Origin of the sequence: Gordonia oryzae (assembly GCF_003797185.1) — a bacterium.
Taxonomy (GTDB): domain Bacteria; phylum Actinomycetota; class Actinomycetes; order Mycobacteriales; family Mycobacteriaceae; genus Gordonia; species Gordonia oryzae.
Genome location: NZ_RKMH01000022.1, coordinates 1 through 19,103, shown reverse-complemented (window position 1 = coordinate 19,103; position 19,103 = coordinate 1). Strand labels below are relative to the sequence as shown.

Sequence of the window (19,103 nt, the reverse complement as noted above, 5' to 3'; positions counted from 1 at the left end):
ATGACCGGACGTCTCGGAATCGGCAAGCGCGCATGGCAGATCATCGCGCTGCTGGTATTGCTCGTTCTGCTCGTGGTGGCCGGGTATTTCGGCTACCACCGGGTCACCAACACGCGGCTGACCGCGTACTTCGCCACCACTACCGGCCTCTACAACGGCGACCCGGTGCGGGTGCTCGGCGTCAACGTCGGTCACGTCACCTCGATCACCCCGCGCAGCGGTGACGTCAAGGTCGAGATGGATGTCGATCGCAGCGTCAAGATCCCCGCCGACGCGCGCGCGGTCGTCGTCGCCCAGAGCCTGGTGTCGGGCCGCTTCATCCAGCTGACCCCGGTGTACTCGTCGGGCCCGCAGATGACCGACGGCACCGACATCCCGATGGAGCGGACCGCCGTCCCGATGGAGTGGGATCAGGTCAAACAACAACTGCAGCGACTGACCGATGCGGTCGGCCCCAACGGCGCCGATCCGGGCGCCGCGGCGCGCGCCATCGATGTCGGCGCGCAGAACCTCGACGGCGCTGGGCAATCCATCAACAACTCGATCACCCAGCTCTCCGATGTGATGGGCACGCTGGCATCGGGGCGTGATGATCTGTTCACCACCATCCGCAACCTGCAGAAGCTCACCGATGCGCTCTCGTCGAGCCACGAGCAGATGATGCAGTTCAACGGACGTATCGCATCGGTCTCGAGTGTGCTCGCCGACAACACCGATCAACTCAACGACGCTCTGCACAACCTGGATTCGGCGATGACCGACGTCCAGAACTTCATCAACACCAATCAGAACTCGTTGACCGGCGCGGTGTCGCGGCTGGCGCAGACCACCGGCATCCTCGCAGCCAAGGACGAACAGATGCGCGGGCTGCTGCATTCGGCGCCCAACCAGCTCGCCAACTTCTACAACATCTACAACCCACTGACCGGATCGTTGTCCGGGGTGTTCGGACTCGGGATGGGCAACAACCTGATCACGCTGCTGTGCGGGACGATGGAGGCCAACAACCGGCCCGGCCAGAGCCAGGTCGACATCGACAAGTGCGTCGACACCCTGGCTCCGGTGTTGCAGTCCATCGCCGTCGCCTACCCGCCGTTTATGTCCAACCCGGTCAACGGCATCAACGCGACACCCGGCCAGGTGACCTACCAGGACGCCGACGTGGCCGCGCGCGCTCGGCAGGGCATCCGCAACCAGGACGCGGCAACCCGACGCGCCGACGGCGGCGGGCCGCTCGCCGACCTGCTCGTCCCGTGGGGCGGTGCGGGCTGATGCGCCGGCTGCGGTGGCGTGATCTACGCCTGACCCTGCTCGTCGCCACGGTGACGGTGCTGGCTTCGGCGTGCGGCTTCAACGGCGTCAACAGCCTGCCGGTACCCGGTGCACAGGGCACCGGTGACGGTTCGTACACGATCAGTGCTGTCATCCCGAGTGCTGCGGGCCTGACCAACAACGCTCCCGTGCTCATCGACGACGCCACGGTCGGCAGCGTCGGGTCGATCAGCGTCGCACCCGGATGGAACGCCAAGGTCGACATCCGGCTCAACCCGGGTGTGAAGGTGGCCGACGGATCGCACGTGATGGTCGGGATGACCAGCGTGCTCGGATCGACCCACCTCGAGCTCGTGGAGCCGACGGGTACCGCCACGGGCTACATGCGGGCCGGCGATCAGATCCCGCTGCCGAGATGCCCGAAGGTCGACAACATCGCTCAGCCGACCGAAGCCGCTGTCGCCGACATCAATTCGGCCCAACAGGTGGTCGGCTGCAACTATCCGACCACCGAGCAGGTCCTCAGCGCGTTGTCGGTGGTGCTCAATGGTGGTGGGCTGTCGCAGTTCGGCGACATCGTCGGTGAGATGAGCCAGATCTTCGATGGCCACAACCAGCAGATCCGGGCCCTGATCCCGCAGCTGACCACGCTCGTCGGCGACCTGAATAACCAGACCGACAACATCATTCGCGCGGGTGAGGGTCTCGACCGGCTCACCGTCGCGGTCAATCAGCAGACCCCGACGCTGCAGAAGGCGTTGCGTGACGGCCCGCAGATCCTCAAGCTCCTCAACGACCAACGTCAGCAGTTGGTCAACGCTCTCGACGCGGTCGGGCGTCTGTCGTCGACGACCAACGATGTCCTCGATGCGAATGCGCAGGACATCAAGACGATTGTGGCCAACATGGCCAAGGCCTTCGGTGGGCTCGCCGCTGCCGGTCCGGCGCTGCCGGGCTCGCTGCGCCTGCTCCTGACCTTCCCGTTCCTGGAGGAGGAGATCCCGACGATGGTCAAGGGCGACTACATCAACTCCGATCTCGTCCTCGACCTCACGATCCCCAAGCTACAGCGCAGCATCCTGCGGTCGGTCGGCGTCGTCGGCCCGGAGGGCGTCACCGGCCGGCCCGCCGGCGCAGCCGGACGTGGCCTCAACCCGTTCACCTCGCCGCTGCAACCGGGTGACGAAACCCGTTCGGAGAACGACCCTCCCATTCCGGCCACCCAGAACACCCCGGGATCGAACGGAGGCGGCAACTGATGAAGATCACCCGTTTCGTCCGGATTCAGCTGATCATCTTCGCGATCGTCACCGTGATCGCGATCGTCGCGATGGCCTTGTTCTACGTGCGCATTCCGGCGATGTTCGGGGTCGGGCGGTATGCGGTGACCCTCCAGTTGCCCAACACCGGTGGGCTGTATGAGAACGCCAACGTGGCTTTTCGCGGCGCCAACGTCGGCAAGGTCACCTCGGTCCGACTCACCGAGAACGGGGTGGCGGCGACCCTGTCCATCGACAGTGGCGCAAAGATCCCCACGAATTCTGCCGCGTCGGTGCACAGTGTGTCCGCGGTCGGCGAACAGTACGTTGAATTCACCCCGCCCACCGGAGATTCCAGCTCGGACTACCTCGCCGACGGTACAACGGTATCGACTACCGATGTGCCGGTGGAGATCTCGTCGGTCCTCGACCAGGCAACCGCATTACTCAACCGCGTCGGCGACGCCAATCTGCGCTCACTCATCGACGAGGCCTTCGACGCGTTCAACGGCACCGCCGAGGATCTGCGGCGGCTGATGGACTCGATGATCCTGCTCGTCGACGACGCCGACAAGAACTCGGATGTGACCATCGATCTCGTCAAACAGGCGGGACCGTTGATGGCGACCCAGTCGGCCACCGCCGAGGCGATCCGGGCGTGGACCGCCGACGCGGTCAAGGTGACAGATCAGTTGCGCGCCAACAATCCCGAGATCACCGACCTGCTTCAGAAGGGGCCTTCGGTGGCGTCGTCGGCGCAGAAGCTGTTCGCCTCGATGGACCAGTCGTTGCCCCTGTTGCTGGCCAACCTCAACACGGTGTCGAAGACGACAGCGGTGTACCTGCCGAACCTGCAACAGGTCCTGGTGATCTATCCGCGGCTGATCGACACCCTGCTGACCGCATTGAACGCCGGTGACCCGCGGTACGGCCCGAGCGTCGAGTTCTCGCTGGGTTTCCAGGATCCGCCGCCCTGTACCATCGGCTACCTGCCGCCGTCACAGTGGCGCAGCCCCGCAGTGCAGACCGCGCGTGAGCTGCCGCCGGGCCTGCTGTGCCGGGTGCCGCAGAATTCGCAGATCGCCGTGCGCGGCGCACGCAACTATCCGTGTGTGGAATTCCCCGGCCGGCGGGCCCCGACCCCCGAGGAATGCCGCACCGGGTACAAGCCGCTCAGTAATCGGGTGGTGCCGTTCCCCAACGGCATTCCGGGCGTCCTGCCCGCGCCCGCCGGATACGTCACGCAGGGGACGCCGACCGAGCCAGAGGACGGCCCCGCGGTCTACGGCGCCACGTACGATCCTGCGTCGGGTGACTTCATCGGCCCCGACGGACGGACGTACAACGCCGGCACCGGCACCGACAACAATCAGCAAGGACAAGGCAGCACATGGCAGAGCCTGATCACCGGAGCGGTGGACGCCCAGTGACGCCGGCTTCGCAGGCCCGGACCCCGGTCCGATCGGCGCCGCTGCGCCGACGTCGTAGGCCGACCAAGCCCGACGTGGCGCCACCGGTCGAGGCACCACCGCTTGACACCGCGCCGACTCTTCCCGCGACGCCCGAGCAGCCTGCGGGGGACCCGACCACATCCGAGCGCACCGGTCCGGTGGCCGACCCGGACGAGTTGGTTTCCTCCTTGAGCTATCGCGAGCGGCGTCAACGCAGGTTGGCTGCCACCTCAGGTGGCGCCGATGCCGCACCGGTCACCAAGGTGTCCGCGCTGCGGGCGCGGTCGGATCGCTCGATCCTGGCGTGGGTCGCGACGGGACTCGCGGTGATCGTCATCGTCGGATGCCTCGTCGCCTCGGCGGTGTTCGCGATCGCACTCGGACGCATCGACCATCAGCGGGATCTGCGCGCGGAGTACTCCTCGTTTGCCCAGCAGATGACGGTCACGATGACCAGTCTCAATCCGGGCAACGTCGATGCCGCCATGAAGACCATGTCGGACAAGACCAGTGGCACCGCCCAGCAGCGACTCAACGAGTCCATGGGGCAAGCGGTCTCGCTCATCCGGGACCAGAAACTCGACGTGCAGTCCACCGTCATCAGCGACGCCGTGACCAAGGCCGACGCCGACGAGGGCACAGTGATCGTCGTTTACGGCTGGCAGATGAAGCCGACGGATCCCAAGGAGCAGACCATCGTCCAGACCTTCCGGTGGCGGGTCGACATCACTCGGATCAACGGTGAGCTGAAGATGACCGATTTTGAGTGGGTGACGTAATGCGGATCTCGATTGCGCAGGTCCTCGCGGGTGTTCTCGCGTTGCTGGTCGTGGCATCGGTGGCGCTCGCCGGGGTGCTCGGCTACCGGTACCTCGATGCCCGATGGACCGAACAGGCCCGGGACTCGTCGCTGGATGCGGCGAAGTCGTATGCCACGACGATGTTCGGCTACGACCCGGGCAACGTCGAAGCCCACGTCAAGAGTTCTCAGGCGGTGGTCACCGGTCCCGCGAAGTCCCAGTACGACAAGCTGATCACCAATCCCGTTCAGGGACAGGACATCGACTTCGTCGAGGGTGTGAAGAAGCAGCAGGTGGTCTCTCAGGCCGTCATCCAGGACGCCGGGGTGGTCACCAACACCCGCGACTCCTCGACGGTCCTGATCTTCATGAATCAGTCGGTCAGCCGTGGCGGCAAGGATCTGGTGCGCGTCGATCCGAGTCGGTTGACGTTTGCGATGGTCAAGCAGGACGGCCGCTGGATGATCCAGAACATCGACATCATCACCGACGACTCGTTCCGCAGCCGGATTCAGCAGGTGTCGACCCCGCCGCCCGGAGCGGTACCGTTGCCTGGGCCGAGCGATACGTCCACCCCGGAGTCCCTGGGCCCGGAATCCTCGGCTCCGGCATCCCCGGCACCTCCATCGAGTGCACCCGCGCCATCGGTGGTGCCAACCCCGTAACCTGAGGGAGGCGACGCGATGAGCGATCACATTCTGACCGATGATCAGATCGCCGCCCTGACCTCCGAGGAGCGCCGTGATCTGATCGTCCGCCTGGCCCGCCCGCTCGACGACGTGTTGCCGGATCCGTTGAAGCGCTCTCGAATTCGTCGTGCCCGTATCGGGCTCATGGCCGGTGGTGCGATCGGCCTGATCCCGTGGATCGTCTTCTTGGGGTTGAGCCTTCCGGTCGACTATGTCGCCCACAACTGGTCGACCACCTGGGTTGGTTTCGACGTCATGCTTGTCGTGATGATGGCGACCACCGCCGTCCTGGCGTGGCAGCGCCGGCAGTTGCTGGTGCTCGCCGGCTTTGCCACCGGTGTCCTGCTGATCTGCGATGTGTGGTTCGACATCATGACCGCCGCGCCCGCGGACCGCTGGATCTCGCTGCTGACCGCGGCCTTCGGCGAACTCCCCTTGGCGGCCCTACTGATCGTCGGCACCACGCGACTGATCCGCCTGACCGGGGTGCGACTCTGGCTCATCGAGCCGCACGCCCGGCTGTGGCATCTGCCGATGCTGTTCACCTGAGTTGCGCGCGGGCAACCCAGGCGTCACCGGCCACTACTGCGCGGGTTCGTACCCCATCGGCAGCATCGTCGACTTGTGCTCGACGAAGGACTCGAGTCCCTCCGGCCCGCATTCGCGACCGATACCGGAGTTCTTGTAGCCGCCGAACGGTGATCCGGGATCGATGGCGTAGAAGTTGATGCCGAAGGTTCCGGTGCGGATCTTGCCGGAGATCTCGATGCCGCGTTCGACGTCGGAGGTCCACACCGACCCGGCCAATCCGTAGTCGGAGTCGTTGGCGATCGCGATGGCCTCGTCGACGTCGTCGTAGTTGATCACCGAGAGCACCGGGCCGAAGATCTCCTCCTGGGCGATGGTCATGTCGTTGGTGACGCCGGTGAAGATGGTCGGTGTGATGAAGTGGCCGCCATCCAGGTCTGCTGGGCGGGTGCTCTCCAATACCGGTGTGGCCCCGGCCTTCTTGCCGGCCTCGATGTACGCTTCGATGCGTTGTCGTTGGCGCTCACTGATGACCGGGCCGAGCTGGACCTCCGGATCGGTCGGCAACCCGACCTTCATCGCCTTGGCCGCCTCGACCATCGCCGAGACGATCTCGTCATGGCGACTGCGCGGCACCAGGACACGCGTCTGCGCGACGCACGCCTGTCCGGTGTTGAACAGCCCCAGGAACACCAACATGCCGATGTTGGCGAGGTCGACGTCGTCGAGGACGATGGCCGCCGACTTGCCGCCGAGCTCGAGGGAGCAGCGTTTGAGGCTCTGCGCGCAGGCCGCGCCGATCGCCTTGCCCGCCGCGGTCGAACCGGTGAAGGTGATCTTGTCGACGTCGGGGTGATTCACCAGGGCTTCGCCGGTCACGGTCGCTCCGGGTACCACCGAGATGACGCCCTCGGGTACGCCGGCCTCGGTGAAGATCTCCGCGAGCAGGTTGGCCGTCATCGGTGTCTCCGGTGCCGGTTTGAGCACCACCGAACAACCGGCGGCCAGTGCTGCCCCGAACTTGTTGCATACCAGGAACAATGGGACGTTCCACGCGGTGATAGCACCGACCACGCCGACGGGTTCACGGGTGACCAGCGTGGTGCCGAACAGTCCGGTGCGGTACTCCTGCCACGGGTAGTTGCGCGCGGCGTCGGCGTAGGCCCGCAGCACGCCAGTTCCGGGCAGCTTCTGGAGCATGTCGATGGCGCTCGGCGGGGCGCCCATCTCGGCGGAGACCACGGCGCCGATCTCGTCGAAGCGGGCGTCGATCAGGTCGGCGACGCGCTCGAGAACCTCGGCACGCTCGGCGGCCGGTCGCGCCGACCACACACCCGAGTCGAATGCGGCGCGCGCCGTGCGTACGGCGGTGTCCACATCGGTCTCGTCGGCCAGCGGTACCGATCCGACGCGTTCGCTGGTGGCAGGGGAGTAGACCTCCAGGGTCTCGGTGGAATGCGGTGCGACCCAGGTGCCTCCCAGGTACAGGCTGGTCTGGTCGCCCCCGACGCGGGTGTCGGCCTCGGCGGTCTCGGTCATGAAAGTTGCTCCTCGGTCCTGCGGGCGCATCGCCGGGCATGGCGAGGCTCGCGTGTGAAATGCCTTCACAGCCGATTCTAGAACACGTTCTAATTATCTACGTCTCGATCGCCGCCAATGGTTGCGACCAACCGGCTCAGGCGCCGAAGCGGATTCGGGCTTCCATGGTCACCACGGCCTCGTCGAACACGTGGCATCGGGCGGGATAGTCGGCAGCCTCGAGCAGTTCCTGGCGGTCAGCCGGCCCGATGGGTAGCCGCCCCGCCCAGCCGAAGATACCGACGGTGGCCAGGTCGGCGGCGTCGAAGAGCGGGACGTCGTCGTCGAGGGGAACCCCGCGCGCGGCGAACGACTCCTCGACCAGTTGGCGCACGCGCGCGCCGATTCCGATGAGGCGCTGAACCGACGCGTCGTCGAGCGACGGTTCCGACAGCGGGCGGATGAGGGCTCGCGGATACGGATCGTCAGAGAGCCAGTCGACGACCCGGAACCGCCAGGTTCCGGTGCACGAGAGCAGTGCTTGACCGTCGGATTGGGTGACGGCGGTGTCGATGTTGGCGAAGGTGCCGACGTCATGCCGGACGTCGCCGCCGCCGACCTCACGGCCGCGTGCGATTAGCACGACACCGAAACCAGACGGCGGTGGGTCGTCGGCGTTCGATCCGCCCGGCGATGCGTCACCGGCGAGACAGTCGCGCAGCATCTGCCGGTAGCGCGGCTCGAAGATGCGCAGCGGCAGGCTTTCTCCCGGGAGCAGGGCCGACCCGAGTGGGAACATCGGCGCCGGGCGCAGTTGCGCGTCGGCGAAGTGTTCGGGACCGGAGGGCGTCAGGAGCTCGGTTTGGCGTCGAGGACCACCTCGAACTCGAGGAGGTCGGCTCCGGAGGCGACGGGGTTGGCACGCTCGCCGGCGTGTGCCTCGCGAGCCGGCCCGGCCGCCCACGCCTGGAAGTCCTCTTCGGATTCCCACTGGGTGACCACGAAGTACCGTTGGTCACCCTTGACCGGGCGCAGCAACTGGAACCCGAGGAAGCCTTTCGAACCGTCGACCGCGTGGGCCCGGTGGGCGAAGCGCTTCTCGAGTTCGGGGCCGGCCCCTTCGGGGACGTGGATTGCATTGATCTTCACGACAGCCATGGCATCGAGCCTAGACCCCCTGATATCGAGTCGGAACCCTACCGCGACCACGCCTCCCGGATTGCGCCGCAGCGGCGCGGTCTCAAGCGGATCGGGCTTGGGTCTCACGCGATTGTTACTGTGGCACAACGGACTATCAAAATTTGGTCTCCTGCGGCCATGTGTACATTCCATTCACCTGAATACTGTGACGAGAGTCACGGCCCCGAGGTCGGCGGGCCGGGCCAGATCCATGTCGGGTAATCGGATCAAGTCACGTAGCCAACTGCGGATGTAAGGACGAATGATGTCGAAAGCGCTCACCGATAAAGTGGCGATTGTTACCGGCTCGGGAAACGGCCTCGGCGAGGCCATAGCGAGACGGTTCGCAGCAGAAGGAGCCCGGGTTGTGGTCTCTGACATCGATCCAGCAGCTGCGGAACGTGTGTCGGGGACGATCGACGGCGCCATCTGCATTCCTGCCGATGTCACCGACGAACAGCAGGTTCAAGAGCTGGTCAATCAGACCAAGCAGCGTTTGGGCGACCTCCACATCATGGTGCCGAATGCGGGAGTCGGCTTCGTCCAGCCGATCGCCGAAATGTCCCTGGCGGATTGGCGGCGGACGACGGCAGTAAATCTCGACGGAGTGTTTTTGTCCATTCGCTATGCGGCTCCCGCGATCATTGAATCCGGCGGCGGAGCCATCGTGACGATCAGCTCCATCACCTCGACTGCAGGTTCGCCGCTCATCGCAGCCTATGCTGCCGCCAAGGCTGCAGTGCGCAATCTAACCGAGACCGCAGCCATCGAGTTCCGCGAACACGGTATCCGTATCAACGCAGTACTGCCCGGGTTCATCGACACTCACTTGGTCACTGCTGCCGCGCCGCACTTCGAAGCCGCACTCGGACTTCCCGATGGCGGATTTGGGCCGTTCATCGCCGAAAAGCAAGGCCGATATGGCACGCCGGAAGAGGTTGCCGCAGCAGTGACATTCTTCGCGTCGGAGCAGGCCTCGTGGTGTACCGGAAGCAGTCTGGTCCTTGACGGCGGAATGGTGGCGTCCTTGCTCTAGTCGGCGGTCGGTGCCGGGTAACCTCGTCGGTTGTGATGCGAGGTGCGCCCGATCGGGGGTTGCTCGACTACGGCGGACTCGGCGCCGATGACCCGGCCCAGGGAGTGGGTCCGATCGTGCTCGTCCACGGTCTGATGGGCCGGGGCCGTACCTGGCGTCGACAGGTGCCGTGGCTACGGCGCTACGGTCGGGTCTTCACCTTCGACGCGGCGTTCCACACTGGTGCGCCCGATGCCGTTCTCACCGATCCGGGTCAGGTGTCGACCGAGCGGTTTGCCGCCGACCTCGCCGAGATTCTCACCTGGATCGACCTGGGTCCTGCTGTGCTGGTTGGTCATTCGATGGGCGCGCTGCACTCGTGGTGTGTAGCCGCCCGGTACCCGGAATTGGTGTCGGCGCTCGTGGTGGAGGACATGGCCCCGGATTTCCGCGGCCGAACCACCGAGAACTGGACACCGTGGTTCTCGTCCTGGCCGGAGCGGTTCGACTCGCTCGCCGAGACGGTCGCGATGTTCGGCCCGGTCGCGGGTCGATACTTCTATGAGGCCTTCGACGACGGACGGCTGCACGGCGACCTCACCACCTGGGCCGCGATCGCCGACGAGTGGGGTCGGCGGGAGTTCTGGGCGCAGTGGTGGAAAGTCGGTGTACCTAGTCTGGTGATGGAAGCCCAGGCCGGGGTCACCCCGCCCGGCCACATGCGAAAGATGGCCTCGGGAAATGACTTCGCGACGTACCTACTCGCCGCCGGAGCCGGTCATCTCATCCACGACGACGCGCCCGACTTCTACCGGGGGGCGGTCGAGGCGTTCCTCTCGGGCTTGTCGTCGCGCTTGCGGTGAGGCCCGACGCCGACGCCCGCCGCCACCGTGAAGGGGACGACGGGCGCCGGCGTTCGTTGAGAGGGCCTGGCCTAGGGGTGTTTCTCCCAATTCCCTTGCGGGTCTTGGCGGCCCGATTGCGCCCTGGCCGCGTTGTCGTCGGTCACGATAGCTGCCGCTATCGCTTCCTCCTCCGCCTTGCCGGAACGCAATCGTTCGCGCCAATCCCTCGCAGAAGAATTGGGAGACACACCCTAGACGGGCGCCGGCGCGACGTAGCCGCCGGTCAGCCGCCGGTAGCAGTGTGCGTAGAACAGTTGTCCGAGCGGCCATGTCACGATCAGGCCGATGTAGCAGAGGATGGTGCCGATGTAGGAGAGCACGTAGGCAACCACAAGGGTCAGCAATGCATTCGACACCGACGAGCGTGCGAGGTTGCTCGACGCGCTCAGCGCAGCACCGAGTCCGAGCTTCCTGTCGATGACGAGGAAGATCGAGAACTGCAGTAGGAAGATTGCGATCAGGCCGGGGATGATGCAGAGCACCAGGCCGACCGCGGTGATCAGGCCCACGACGATGGCCGTGCCGACGACCGGACCGAGGCGGTCCGGCTTGAGGAATGTCGCCACGGTGACCGGTTGACCGTCGGCGACGCGCAGTGCCCCGGTGATCATCGACGCCGACAGGTATATGACGGCGACGAATACGAGGACGTACAGCAGAATTCCGAGCAGGACGGCGCCGATGCCCAGACTGCTCGTCTGCACGTCGTAGCTGTAGGTACCGCCGTACCCGTTGTCGAAGGTCTTGGTGGTCGTCGACGTGGACAGCGCGATGATCGCGAAGTACACGCCCACCATGACACCGCCGATGAGGAACATGATCAGTCCCGGCACGATCATCGGTCCGGGGTTGGCCTTGAACTGGGCCCACGCCCAGCTCAGCGCCTCACCGATGTTGACCTGCTGCGGAGCGCCCGTCGGTGCCCCGGGTACTCCGGCCCCGGGTGCGCCGTACGGCGGGGGCGTGGCGCCGGGCGGCACCGCGCCGTATCCGCCTGCCGGAGCACCGGATTCGGGTGCGCCATAGCCCGGCTGCTGACCGTATCCGGGAGGCTGCTGTCCATACGACGGGGGCTGCTGGCCGTAGCCCGGCGGCTGCTGCGGGGGTGGTGTCTGCCCGTACTGGGTGGAGCCGTAGGGATCGGGGGTTCCCGGGCCCTGCGGATTCGGCGGACCGTATCCGGGCTGCTGCGGCTTGCTGAAGTCGGGACCTTCGTTGGGCGGCTCTGTCATGGGGGACAAGTTAGCAGGTGAAAGCCGCAATCGGGTGAAGTTGCGCCTACGGTGTCATCTGGCCTGTAGAGATCTGTCCTCCGATGGGTGCAGAGGCTCGCCGACGTCGGAATCGGCCTCTGGCGACCCCTCACCCGCCAGGCAGTACCGACCGTCGGCGGTGAGTTCGACGAGCCCGTCGGTGAGCAATGAGTCCAGCGCACGGTCGCGCTGCGCCGCATCAGTGGTCCACACCGCGTCCAGACGTGTCCGATCGACTGGAAAGTCGTTGTCACGCAATACGTCCAGGAGTAGCCCGCGAACCTGGCGGTCGGTACCGGCGAACTTCTGCACCCGTCGCCGCGGTCCCACGTGGGCGGGCCGACCCAGCGTCACCCATGCACAATCGCTGATGGGACAGTCGTCACATCGCGGGTTGCGCGCCGTACACACCAACGCGCCCAGCTCCATCAGCGCCGCTGAATAGCGGGGCGCGGAGTGGGCGAACGATCCACGCGGCGTCCGCGGGAGTAGTGCGTCGGCGTCGTCGAGATCCGAGCGGGACGGATTGCCGGGCTCGGCCCGGCCGTGCACCGCCCGCGCGATCACTCGTCGCACATTGGTGTCGACGACGGGCACCGCCTGTCCGTAGGCGAAGCAGGCGACCGCGCGTGCGGTGTAGTCGCCGATGCCCGGCAGGCTCAACATTGTCGCGACGTCCTCGGGGACCCGGTCACCGTGGTCGGCGGCCAGCACCTTGGCGCATTCGTGCAGACGCAGCGCGCGCCGGGGATAGCCGAGCTTGCCCCAGGCGCGCAGCACCTCGGCCGGAGTCGACGCCGCCATCGCCGAGGGCGTGGGCCAGCGCTGCACCCATTCGGTCCACGGGCCGATCACCCGGGACACCGGGGTCTGCTGCAACATGATCTCGCTGATGAGGATCTGCCAGGCCGGCAGCCCGGGCGCACGCCAGGGCAGATCGCGTTCATGGCGATCGAACCATGCGAGAACGGTGGTAGGTGGCAGACTGGTTCCCATGATCGGACTCACCCCGAAACGTGCATGGCAGGTACTCCTGGAGGGCAACCGGCGCTTCGTCGCCGGAGAATCGCAACATCCCAGCCAGGGTATCGAGGACCGTCACCGCCTCGCCGCCGGGCAGAACCCGCACGTCGTGCTGTTCGGATGCGCGGACTCACGCCTGGCCGCCGAGATCATCTTCGATCAGGGCCTCGGCGACATGTTCGTCGTTCGCACCGCCGGTCATGTCCTCGACTCCGCGGTCCTCGGCTCGCTCGAGTACGCGGCGGAGGTGCTCGAGGTCCCGCTGATCGTGATCCTCGGTCACGACAGTTGCGGTGCGGTCAAGGCGACCCTCGACGCGCTCGACGACCTGCAGATCCCCGGCGGCTACATCCGCGACGTCGTCGAACGGGTGACGCCCAGCATCCTGGCCGGTCGCAGCGAGGGCCTGACGCGCGTCGACGAGTTCGAGGCACGCCACGTCGTGGAGACCGGTCAGCTGCTGATGCAGCGCAGTCGGATCATCGCCGACCGTGTCGCCGCGGGAAAGCTGGCCATCGTCGGGCTGACCTACGCCCTGAGCGAGGGCGCTGTTCAGCTGCGCGGGGTATACGGCGATATCGGCGTGAGTGGTCAGGCCGTCCTGCCGGTGGCGCACACCGAACTCCCCGACGCCGAATCGGCTTAGGCACCGTGGCGGCGGCGCGCGTGATGGCCCCCTGCCTCACAGGCCCCGTTACCTTACCGGCCCCGCACGTTTCATGCGACACGCCGACCGGCCTCGCCGAGGGTGGTCGGCGCGGCCGTTAGCGTTGGGGCGTGATCGAACCGCAAGGGCCACTCCCACCTGAGATCTATTGGCGACGACGCATCGTCGCCGGTGGAGTGCTGGTGGCTGTGCTCGCCCTGGTGGTCGGGTTGGTCGTGTGGGCGCAATCGGGTGGCGGTGACGACACGTCGAATACCGCGTCCACGGCGACCCCCTCATCGACGACACCGTCGACCGCGACGACCAATGCCTCGGTCGATCCGTCGCAGGCGCCGTCCGGTGGCGGCACCGGCGGTGGTGGCGGGGGTGCGCCCGGCCACAGCAGTGCCAACCCGAGCGCGTCGCCGTCGGGCTCGGCGGTCGCACCGGCGCCGGGAGGCAATCCCGCGGCCGCCGACGCGAACATGCCGCTGTGCCCGGACAATTCGATCGCCGTCGTGCTCTACACCGACAAGCCGACCTACACCACCGGTAGTCAGCCGGTGTTCACCATTGTCGTCACCAATGCGGGACTGTCCGCATGTGCCCGCGATGTCGGCAAGGCCGCTCAAAACGTGATCGTGCGCACCCTCGACGGCACCCGCACGCTGTGGACCGCCAGCGACTGCTCGCAGATCAATACCGTCAACAACCAGGTGCTGGCGCCGCAGCAGCAGGTCAAGGACACCATCACGTGGTCCGGCACCACCAGTAACCCGGGCTGCGACAAGCCACGTAACCCGGTGCCCGCCGGCTCTTATCAGGCCATCGGAAAGCTCGGCGAGAAGGAGTCGGCGCCGATCACGTTCAATTTCGTGGCGCCGGCCCAGCCCTAACCGGTCCCGCGCACCATCAATTCGACGGGTAGGAGCGCCGATACAACGTCGCGCCCTTCGATGAGATCGAGCAGGCCACGAGCCGCCGTCTCACCGATCCGGCGTGCCGGGGACGCGACTGTTGTCAGTGGCACCGGCAGCTGGGCCGCGATGGGTATGTCGTTGTAGCCGACGAGCGCGAGGTCGGCCGGTATGTGCAGGCCGAGGTCGCGGGCCACGCCGAGCACACCGATGGCGATGGTGTCGGAGACGGTGAAGATCGCGCGTGGCCGGTCGGGACCGTCGAGCAGTTGACGACCGGCCACGATACCGCCGTCGACGTCGAAAGCCGACGTCACGATCCTGCTGGGCGCCAACTCGATTCCCGCCTCGCCGAGACCGTTGAGGAATCCGGCGAGTCGGTCGGTGGCGGTGGTGGCGTGTGCGGGTCCGCCGATGACGGCGAGGTCGGTATACCCGCGATCGATCAGATACCGTGCCGCGAGCCGGCCTCCCCCGCGGTCATCACCACCGACGAAGGGCAGGCCGGCGTCGGCATGCCTGGTGACTGTCAGCATCGGTACGTTCACCGTCAGCGACTCGATGAATTCGGCTGCCGGAGCGTGTAATCCGCCCAGGAGCAGACCGTCGACCCGGCGGCCGACGAGCAACTCGATCGCGTCACGTTGGGCGGCGGCGTCGTCGGGTGGGCTCGCCAACAACACCGAATAGCCTGCGCGCGTGGCGGCTTCGTCGATGCCCTGATAAGTGGTGGCGACGACGCCATCGGTCAGGCGGGTCATCACGACCCCGAGAGTCGTCGTCTTGCGGGTCCGCAGGCTGGCCGCCCAGACGTTGCGGCGGTAGCCGAGTTCCTCGGCTGCGTGACGCACCCGCTGGGCCGAGGGTGACCAGCCGTCGACCGGCTCGGGCTGCCGCAATACCCGCGACGCCGTCGACACGTGGACCCCGGCGTGCTCGGCGATCTCCTTGAGCGTCGGTGCCCGCTGGCCACGCGTCGGCCGGCTGTCTGACGACTGTCCTGGCATCGGCGGTGGTGGTCCTTCCTCGGGTCGGCGCGCTTGTTGACGAATGCGGCGATGCGCCATAGCCTACGTGATGCAAACGATCGTGCAAACGTTCTCACAAACGATTGCACACGGTTCTCGCACCCGCCAGGAGGATGCCCATGCCCGCTCAGGACCTCACGCAACTGTTCGCCCTCGACTCGCTGCTCGACGCCGACGAGATCGCCATCCGCGACACCGTCGGCAAGTTCGGTCGGGAGCGGCTGCGGCCGCACATCGGTGACTGGTTCGAGAAAGGGTCGCTCCCGGCCCGTGAACTGGCGAAGGAACTCGGCGCGCTCGGCGCCCTCGGCATGCACCTGGAGGGATACGGTTGCCCGGGGACCAGTGCGACCGCCTACGGACTGGCCTGCCTCGAACTCGAGGCCGTCGACTCGGGTATCCGTAGTCTGGTGTCGGTTCAGGGATCGCTGGCGATGTTCTCGATCCACCACTGGGGCAGCGAGGAGCAGAAGCAGGAGTGGTTGCCGCGCATGGCCGCCGGCGATGCCATCGGATGCTTCGGGCTGACCGAGCCGGACTTCGGGTCGAATCCCGCGGGGATGCGCACCAACGCCAAACGCGACGGCGACGACTGGATACTGAACGGCACCAAGATGTGGATCACCAACGGGTCGATCGCCGATGTCGCGGTGGTGTGGGCGCAGACCGATCTCGAGGAATCTCCGCGCGGCATCCGGGGATTCGTCGTCCCGACCGATACCCCGGGGTTCTCGGCACCGGAGATCACGAAGAAGATGTCGCTGCGGGCCTCGGTCACCTCCGAGTTGGTGCTCGACGACGTGCGGTTGCCGGCGTCGGCGATTCTGCCGGAGGCCGCCGGACTCCGTGGGCCGCTGACGAGCCTGGGCGAGGCGCGTTTCGGCATCATCTTCGGTGCGATCGGTGCCGCCCGCGACTGCCTGGAAACGGCCGTCGAATACGCGCAGTCACGCGCTGTATTCGACAAACCGCTTGCGGCATACCAGATCACGCAGACCAAGATCGCCGACATGGCGCTCGAGGTGGGCAAGGGGCATCTGCTCGCCTATCACCTCGGCCAGCTCAAGGACCGTGGCGAACTCCGCCCGGAACAGGTCAGCACCGGCAAGCTCAACAATGTGCGTGAGGCGATCGCGATCGCTCGTGAGTGCCGAACCATTCTGGGCGCCAACGGGATCACCTTGGAATATCCGGTGATCCGGCACGCCAACAACCTCGAATCGGTACTGACCTACGAGGGCACCTCGGAGGTGCATCAACTGACCATCGGCAAAGCACTGACCGGGGAGGGCGCGTTCCGGTGACGGGCGCCCTGGACGGGCTGGTCATCGCCGACTTCGGTCGGGTACTGGCCGGTCCGTACGCCACGATGCTGCTCGCCGACCTCGGCGCCGAGGTCATCAAGGTCGAGCGACCCGGCACCGGCGACGACACCCGCAGTTGGGGTCCGCCGTGGGTTGGCGAGGACTCGTCGTACTTCTTGTCGGTCAATCGCAACAAGGAGTCGGTGGCCCTGGACCTCGCCGATCCCGCCGGACTGGCCGCCGCCCGCGAGCTGACCGATCGGGCCGACGTCGTTGTCGAGAACTTCTTGCCCGGCACTCTGGATCGCTTGGGTCTCGGATATGACGCTGTCGCGCAAAGCAATCCGGATATCGTGTACTGCTCAGTCACCGGCTTCGGAGGCAACAATCAGCTACCGGGTTATGATCTGCTGATTCAGGCGGTTGGCGGCCTGATGAGCATCACCGGACCCGACGCCGACACCCCGACCAAGGTCGGCGTCGCGATGGTCGACGTCATCACCGGCCTGCACGCTGCGGTGGGTATCCTTGCCGCGCTGCGTCATCGGGACATGACCGGCCAGGGCCAGCGCATCGAGGTGAACCTGCTGTCGTCGTTGCTTTCGGCCCTGGTCAACCAGTCGTCGGCGTACGTGGCCGCGGGTGTGGTGCCGCATGCCATGGGGAATCGGCACCCGAGCATCACGCCGTACGAGGTGTTCTCGGCGGCCGACCGGCCACTGGTTCTCGCGGTCGGTAATGACCGGCAGTTCGCGGCGCTGGTCGATGTACTCGGGCGGCCCGATGTGGCTGTAGATGAACGCTATTCGACCAACACCGCGCGGGTGGCGCACCGCGACGAACTGGTCGGGCTACTCAACGAGGCGCTGGCCCGAGACACTGCCGACGCGTGGTTCACCGCGCTCACCGCGCGCGGGGTGCCGTGCGGGCCGCTCAATGACGTCGCCGACGCGATAGCGCTGGCCGAGAGGCTCGAACTCGACCCAGTCGTCGAGATCGACGATCCGCGGCGTGAGGCTCCGATCAAGCAGATCGCGAACCCGATTCGGATGAGCGTAACCCCACCGACCTACCGCACCGCGCCGCCCGGACTTGGGGAGAACGACCGGTCGCTGGCCGAGGGGTCGCGCTGATCGGTGGATGGTGAGCCCGGTGTGGGGCTTGCGTACCTGGGACGCGTGTCCTAATCTCATGTGCAGTCGCTAGGACGAATGTCCTAGGGCGCGCGTGAGGAGGTTCATCGGACGATGTCGGCGCAATTGACCAGAGATCGGATCGTCGAGACCGCCGATCAGTTGTTCTATGAGAACGGTTTTGAGCATACGTCTTTCGCCATGGTCGCCTCGGCAGTCGGGATCTCGCGGGGCAACTTTTATCACCACTTCAAGACCAAGGACGAGATCCTCCGCGCGGTCACCGACCATCGTGCCGCGCGAACGCGTGCCATGCTCGACGAGTGGGAAGCCGCGTCAACCGATCCGGCAGTTCGCATTCGACAATTCGTGGAGATCGTGATCCGTAACGAGGCTGCGATTACCCAGCATGGATGTCCCGCCGGAACCCTCGTGAGCGAGTTGGGCAAGCTCGACCACCGGGCGCGTCCGCAGGCGGTGCGTATCTTTGCGATGTTCCGCGATTGGCTGGCAGTGCAATTCGGTCTACTCGGCCGCGGAGCCGATGCTGAGGACCTTGCGCTGCACACGCTGATGTTCAGCCAGGGCACAGCAGTTGTATCCCACGCGTTTCGCGACCCGGCGTGGACTCGCCGCGAGGTCGATCGATTCGAACAATGGCTCAGCGACGAGATCGCCGCGGCCTGACCAATTCGGCCCGCTGGCCTGACCGCTGCTTTAACAAAGGAGTTCGCATGTTCGTCATCATTCTCCGCTTCTCTGACAACAAGTCCGCCGCCGCAGACCACCTGCCCGCGCACCAGGCATGGGTGCAACGCGGTGTCGCCGAAGGTATCTTCGTGCTGGTCGGCAGCATCCGTCCTGGATTGGGTGGCGCGCTGGTTGCCGCCGGTGGTACGCGCGAACAGATCCAGGCGCGAGTTGCCCAGGACCCCTTCGTCATTCACGGCGTCGTCGCTGCCGAGATCATCGACATCGAACCGAACACGACCGATCCGCGGCTGGCGTTTCTCGCGCAGTGAGCTATCGTGTGTCTCCCAATTCTTCTGCGAGGGATTGGCGCAAACGGGCCGCCAAGACCCGCAAAGGGAATTGGGAGACACACCCTAGTGGTCTGTCTGGGATTTGATCTGGTTGAGGGCGTCGCGTCCGCGTTGGACTTTCTCGATGATGGATTCTGCGG

20 protein-coding genes are annotated in these 19,103 nt (G+C 66.1%); 14 read left to right on the top strand and 6 right to left on the bottom strand.

Annotated features, from left to right (window positions below; translation table 11 throughout):
* The 6 genes from EF294_RS20260 to EF294_RS20235 are packed head-to-tail and all read left to right on the top strand — an operon-like array spanning nt 1 to nt 6,020.
* Complete coding sequence (locus EF294_RS20260) at nt 1-1,272, top strand: MCE family protein (RefSeq protein ID WP_123932864.1); 1,272 nt, start codon at nt 1-3, stop codon at nt 1,270-1,272.
* A complete protein-coding gene (locus EF294_RS20255; RefSeq protein WP_123932862.1) occupies nt 1,272-2,531 on the top strand; it encodes an MlaD family protein in 1,260 nt (419 codons plus the stop codon). The genes EF294_RS20260 and EF294_RS20255 overlap by 1 nt, the downstream gene beginning before the upstream one ends.
* Entirely contained in the window at nt 2,531-3,961 is a 1,431-nt protein-coding gene (locus tag EF294_RS20250) for an MCE family protein (RefSeq protein WP_123932860.1), read from the top strand. The genes EF294_RS20255 and EF294_RS20250 overlap by 1 nt, the downstream gene beginning before the upstream one ends.
* Nucleotides 3,958-4,761: a hypothetical protein gene (locus tag EF294_RS20245; protein ID WP_123932858.1), complete on the top strand. Its 804-nt coding sequence runs from the start codon at nt 3,958-3,960 to the stop codon at nt 4,759-4,761. The genes EF294_RS20250 and EF294_RS20245 overlap by 4 nt, the downstream gene beginning before the upstream one ends.
* Complete coding sequence (locus tag EF294_RS20240; protein WP_185091175.1) at nt 4,761-5,447, top strand: hypothetical protein; 687 nt, start codon at nt 4,761-4,763, stop codon at nt 5,445-5,447. Before EF294_RS20245 ends, EF294_RS20240 begins: the two co-directional genes overlap by 1 nt.
* An 18-nt stretch (nt 5,448-5,465) precedes the next feature.
* Nucleotides 5,466-6,020: a hypothetical protein gene (locus EF294_RS20235; protein ID WP_123932854.1), complete on the top strand. Its 555-nt coding sequence runs from the start codon at nt 5,466-5,468 to the stop codon at nt 6,018-6,020.
* A gap of 33 nt (nt 6,021-6,053) precedes the next feature.
* Here EF294_RS20235 and EF294_RS20230 read toward each other — a convergent pair whose 3' ends face one another.
* The 3 genes from EF294_RS20230 to mhuD all read right to left on the bottom strand — a co-directional run bounded on the left by EF294_RS20230 (nt 6,054) and on the right by mhuD (nt 8,675).
* Nucleotides 6,054-7,538 (bottom strand): aldehyde dehydrogenase, encoded by a 1,485-nt coding sequence (locus EF294_RS20230; protein ID WP_123932852.1) that lies wholly within the window; start codon nt 7,536-7,538, stop codon nt 6,054-6,056.
* 136 nt (nt 7,539-7,674) lie between these two features.
* Nucleotides 7,675-8,316 (bottom strand): LON peptidase substrate-binding domain-containing protein, encoded by a 642-nt coding sequence (locus EF294_RS20225; protein WP_123932850.1) that lies wholly within the window; start codon nt 8,314-8,316, stop codon nt 7,675-7,677.
* Nucleotides 8,317-8,366: 50 nt separating this feature from the next.
* Nucleotides 8,367-8,675 (bottom strand): mycobilin-forming heme oxygenase MhuD, encoded by a 309-nt coding sequence (mhuD, locus tag EF294_RS20220; protein WP_123932848.1) that lies wholly within the window; start codon nt 8,673-8,675, stop codon nt 8,367-8,369.
* Between the two features lie 283 nt (nt 8,676-8,958).
* On the opposite strand from mhuD, the gene EF294_RS20215 reads away from it, so the two are divergent.
* Both EF294_RS20215 and EF294_RS20210 read left to right on the top strand, forming a co-directional pair.
* Nucleotides 8,959-9,732 carry a glucose 1-dehydrogenase gene (locus EF294_RS20215; RefSeq protein WP_342774374.1) on the top strand — a complete coding sequence of 258 codons (774 nt, stop codon included), beginning with the start codon at nt 8,959-8,961 and terminating at the stop codon, nt 9,730-9,732.
* Nucleotides 9,733-9,767: 35 nt separating this feature from the next.
* The gene (locus EF294_RS20210; protein ID WP_123932904.1) at nt 9,768-10,574 is read left to right on the top strand and encodes an alpha/beta fold hydrolase; all 807 of its coding nucleotides are present in this window, start codon (nt 9,768-9,770) and stop codon (nt 10,572-10,574) included.
* Nucleotides 10,575-10,807: 233 nt separating this feature from the next.
* Here the strand turns inward: EF294_RS20210 and EF294_RS20205 are convergent, their stop codons facing one another.
* Both EF294_RS20205 and EF294_RS20200 read right to left on the bottom strand, forming a co-directional pair.
* Nucleotides 10,808-11,848 carry a DUF2189 domain-containing protein gene (locus EF294_RS20205; protein ID WP_246007993.1) on the bottom strand — a complete coding sequence of 347 codons (1,041 nt, stop codon included), beginning with the start codon at nt 11,846-11,848 and terminating at the stop codon, nt 10,808-10,810.
* A gap of 54 nt (nt 11,849-11,902) precedes the next feature.
* Entirely contained in the window at nt 11,903-12,865 is a 963-nt protein-coding gene (locus tag EF294_RS20200; RefSeq protein WP_246007992.1) for an HhH-GPD family protein, read from the bottom strand.
* Between EF294_RS20200 and EF294_RS20195 the strand changes: the two genes are divergently transcribed.
* Together EF294_RS20195 and EF294_RS20190 are read left to right on the top strand one after the other, a co-directional pair.
* Nucleotides 12,864-13,538: a carbonic anhydrase gene (locus EF294_RS20195; protein ID WP_123932844.1), complete on the top strand. Its 675-nt coding sequence runs from the start codon at nt 12,864-12,866 to the stop codon at nt 13,536-13,538. The genes EF294_RS20200 and EF294_RS20195 overlap by 2 nt on opposite strands.
* 131 nt (nt 13,539-13,669) lie before the next feature.
* Entirely contained in the window at nt 13,670-14,434 is a 765-nt protein-coding gene (locus EF294_RS20190; protein ID WP_123932842.1) for a hypothetical protein, read from the top strand.
* On the opposite strand, the gene EF294_RS20185 is transcribed toward EF294_RS20190, so the two are convergent.
* Complete coding sequence (locus EF294_RS20185; RefSeq protein ID WP_123932840.1) at nt 14,431-15,462, bottom strand: LacI family DNA-binding transcriptional regulator; 1,032 nt, start codon at nt 15,460-15,462, stop codon at nt 14,431-14,433. The two genes, EF294_RS20190 and EF294_RS20185, sit on opposite strands and share 4 nt — an antisense overlap.
* 140 nt (nt 15,463-15,602) lie before the next feature.
* Here EF294_RS20185 and EF294_RS20180 point away from each other — a divergent pair, with 140 nt between their 5' ends.
* The 4 genes from EF294_RS20180 to EF294_RS20165 all read left to right on the top strand — a co-directional run bounded on the left by EF294_RS20180 (nt 15,603) and on the right by EF294_RS20165 (nt 18,942).
* Entirely contained in the window at nt 15,603-16,787 is a 1,185-nt protein-coding gene (locus EF294_RS20180; protein WP_425459455.1) for an acyl-CoA dehydrogenase family protein, read from the top strand.
* A complete protein-coding gene (locus EF294_RS20175; protein WP_123932836.1) occupies nt 16,784-17,920 on the top strand; it encodes a CaiB/BaiF CoA transferase family protein in 1,137 nt (378 codons plus the stop codon). The genes EF294_RS20180 and EF294_RS20175 overlap by 4 nt, the downstream gene beginning before the upstream one ends.
* A 114-nt stretch (nt 17,921-18,034) precedes the next feature.
* On the top strand, nt 18,035-18,607 hold the full coding sequence (locus EF294_RS20170; RefSeq protein WP_123932834.1) for a TetR/AcrR family transcriptional regulator: 573 nt from the start codon (nt 18,035-18,037) through the stop codon (nt 18,605-18,607).
* A 47-nt stretch (nt 18,608-18,654) separates the two neighbouring features.
* Nucleotides 18,655-18,942: a YciI family protein gene (locus EF294_RS20165; protein WP_123932832.1), complete on the top strand. Its 288-nt coding sequence runs from the start codon at nt 18,655-18,657 to the stop codon at nt 18,940-18,942.
* Nucleotides 18,943-19,103 lie beyond the last annotated feature (161 nt).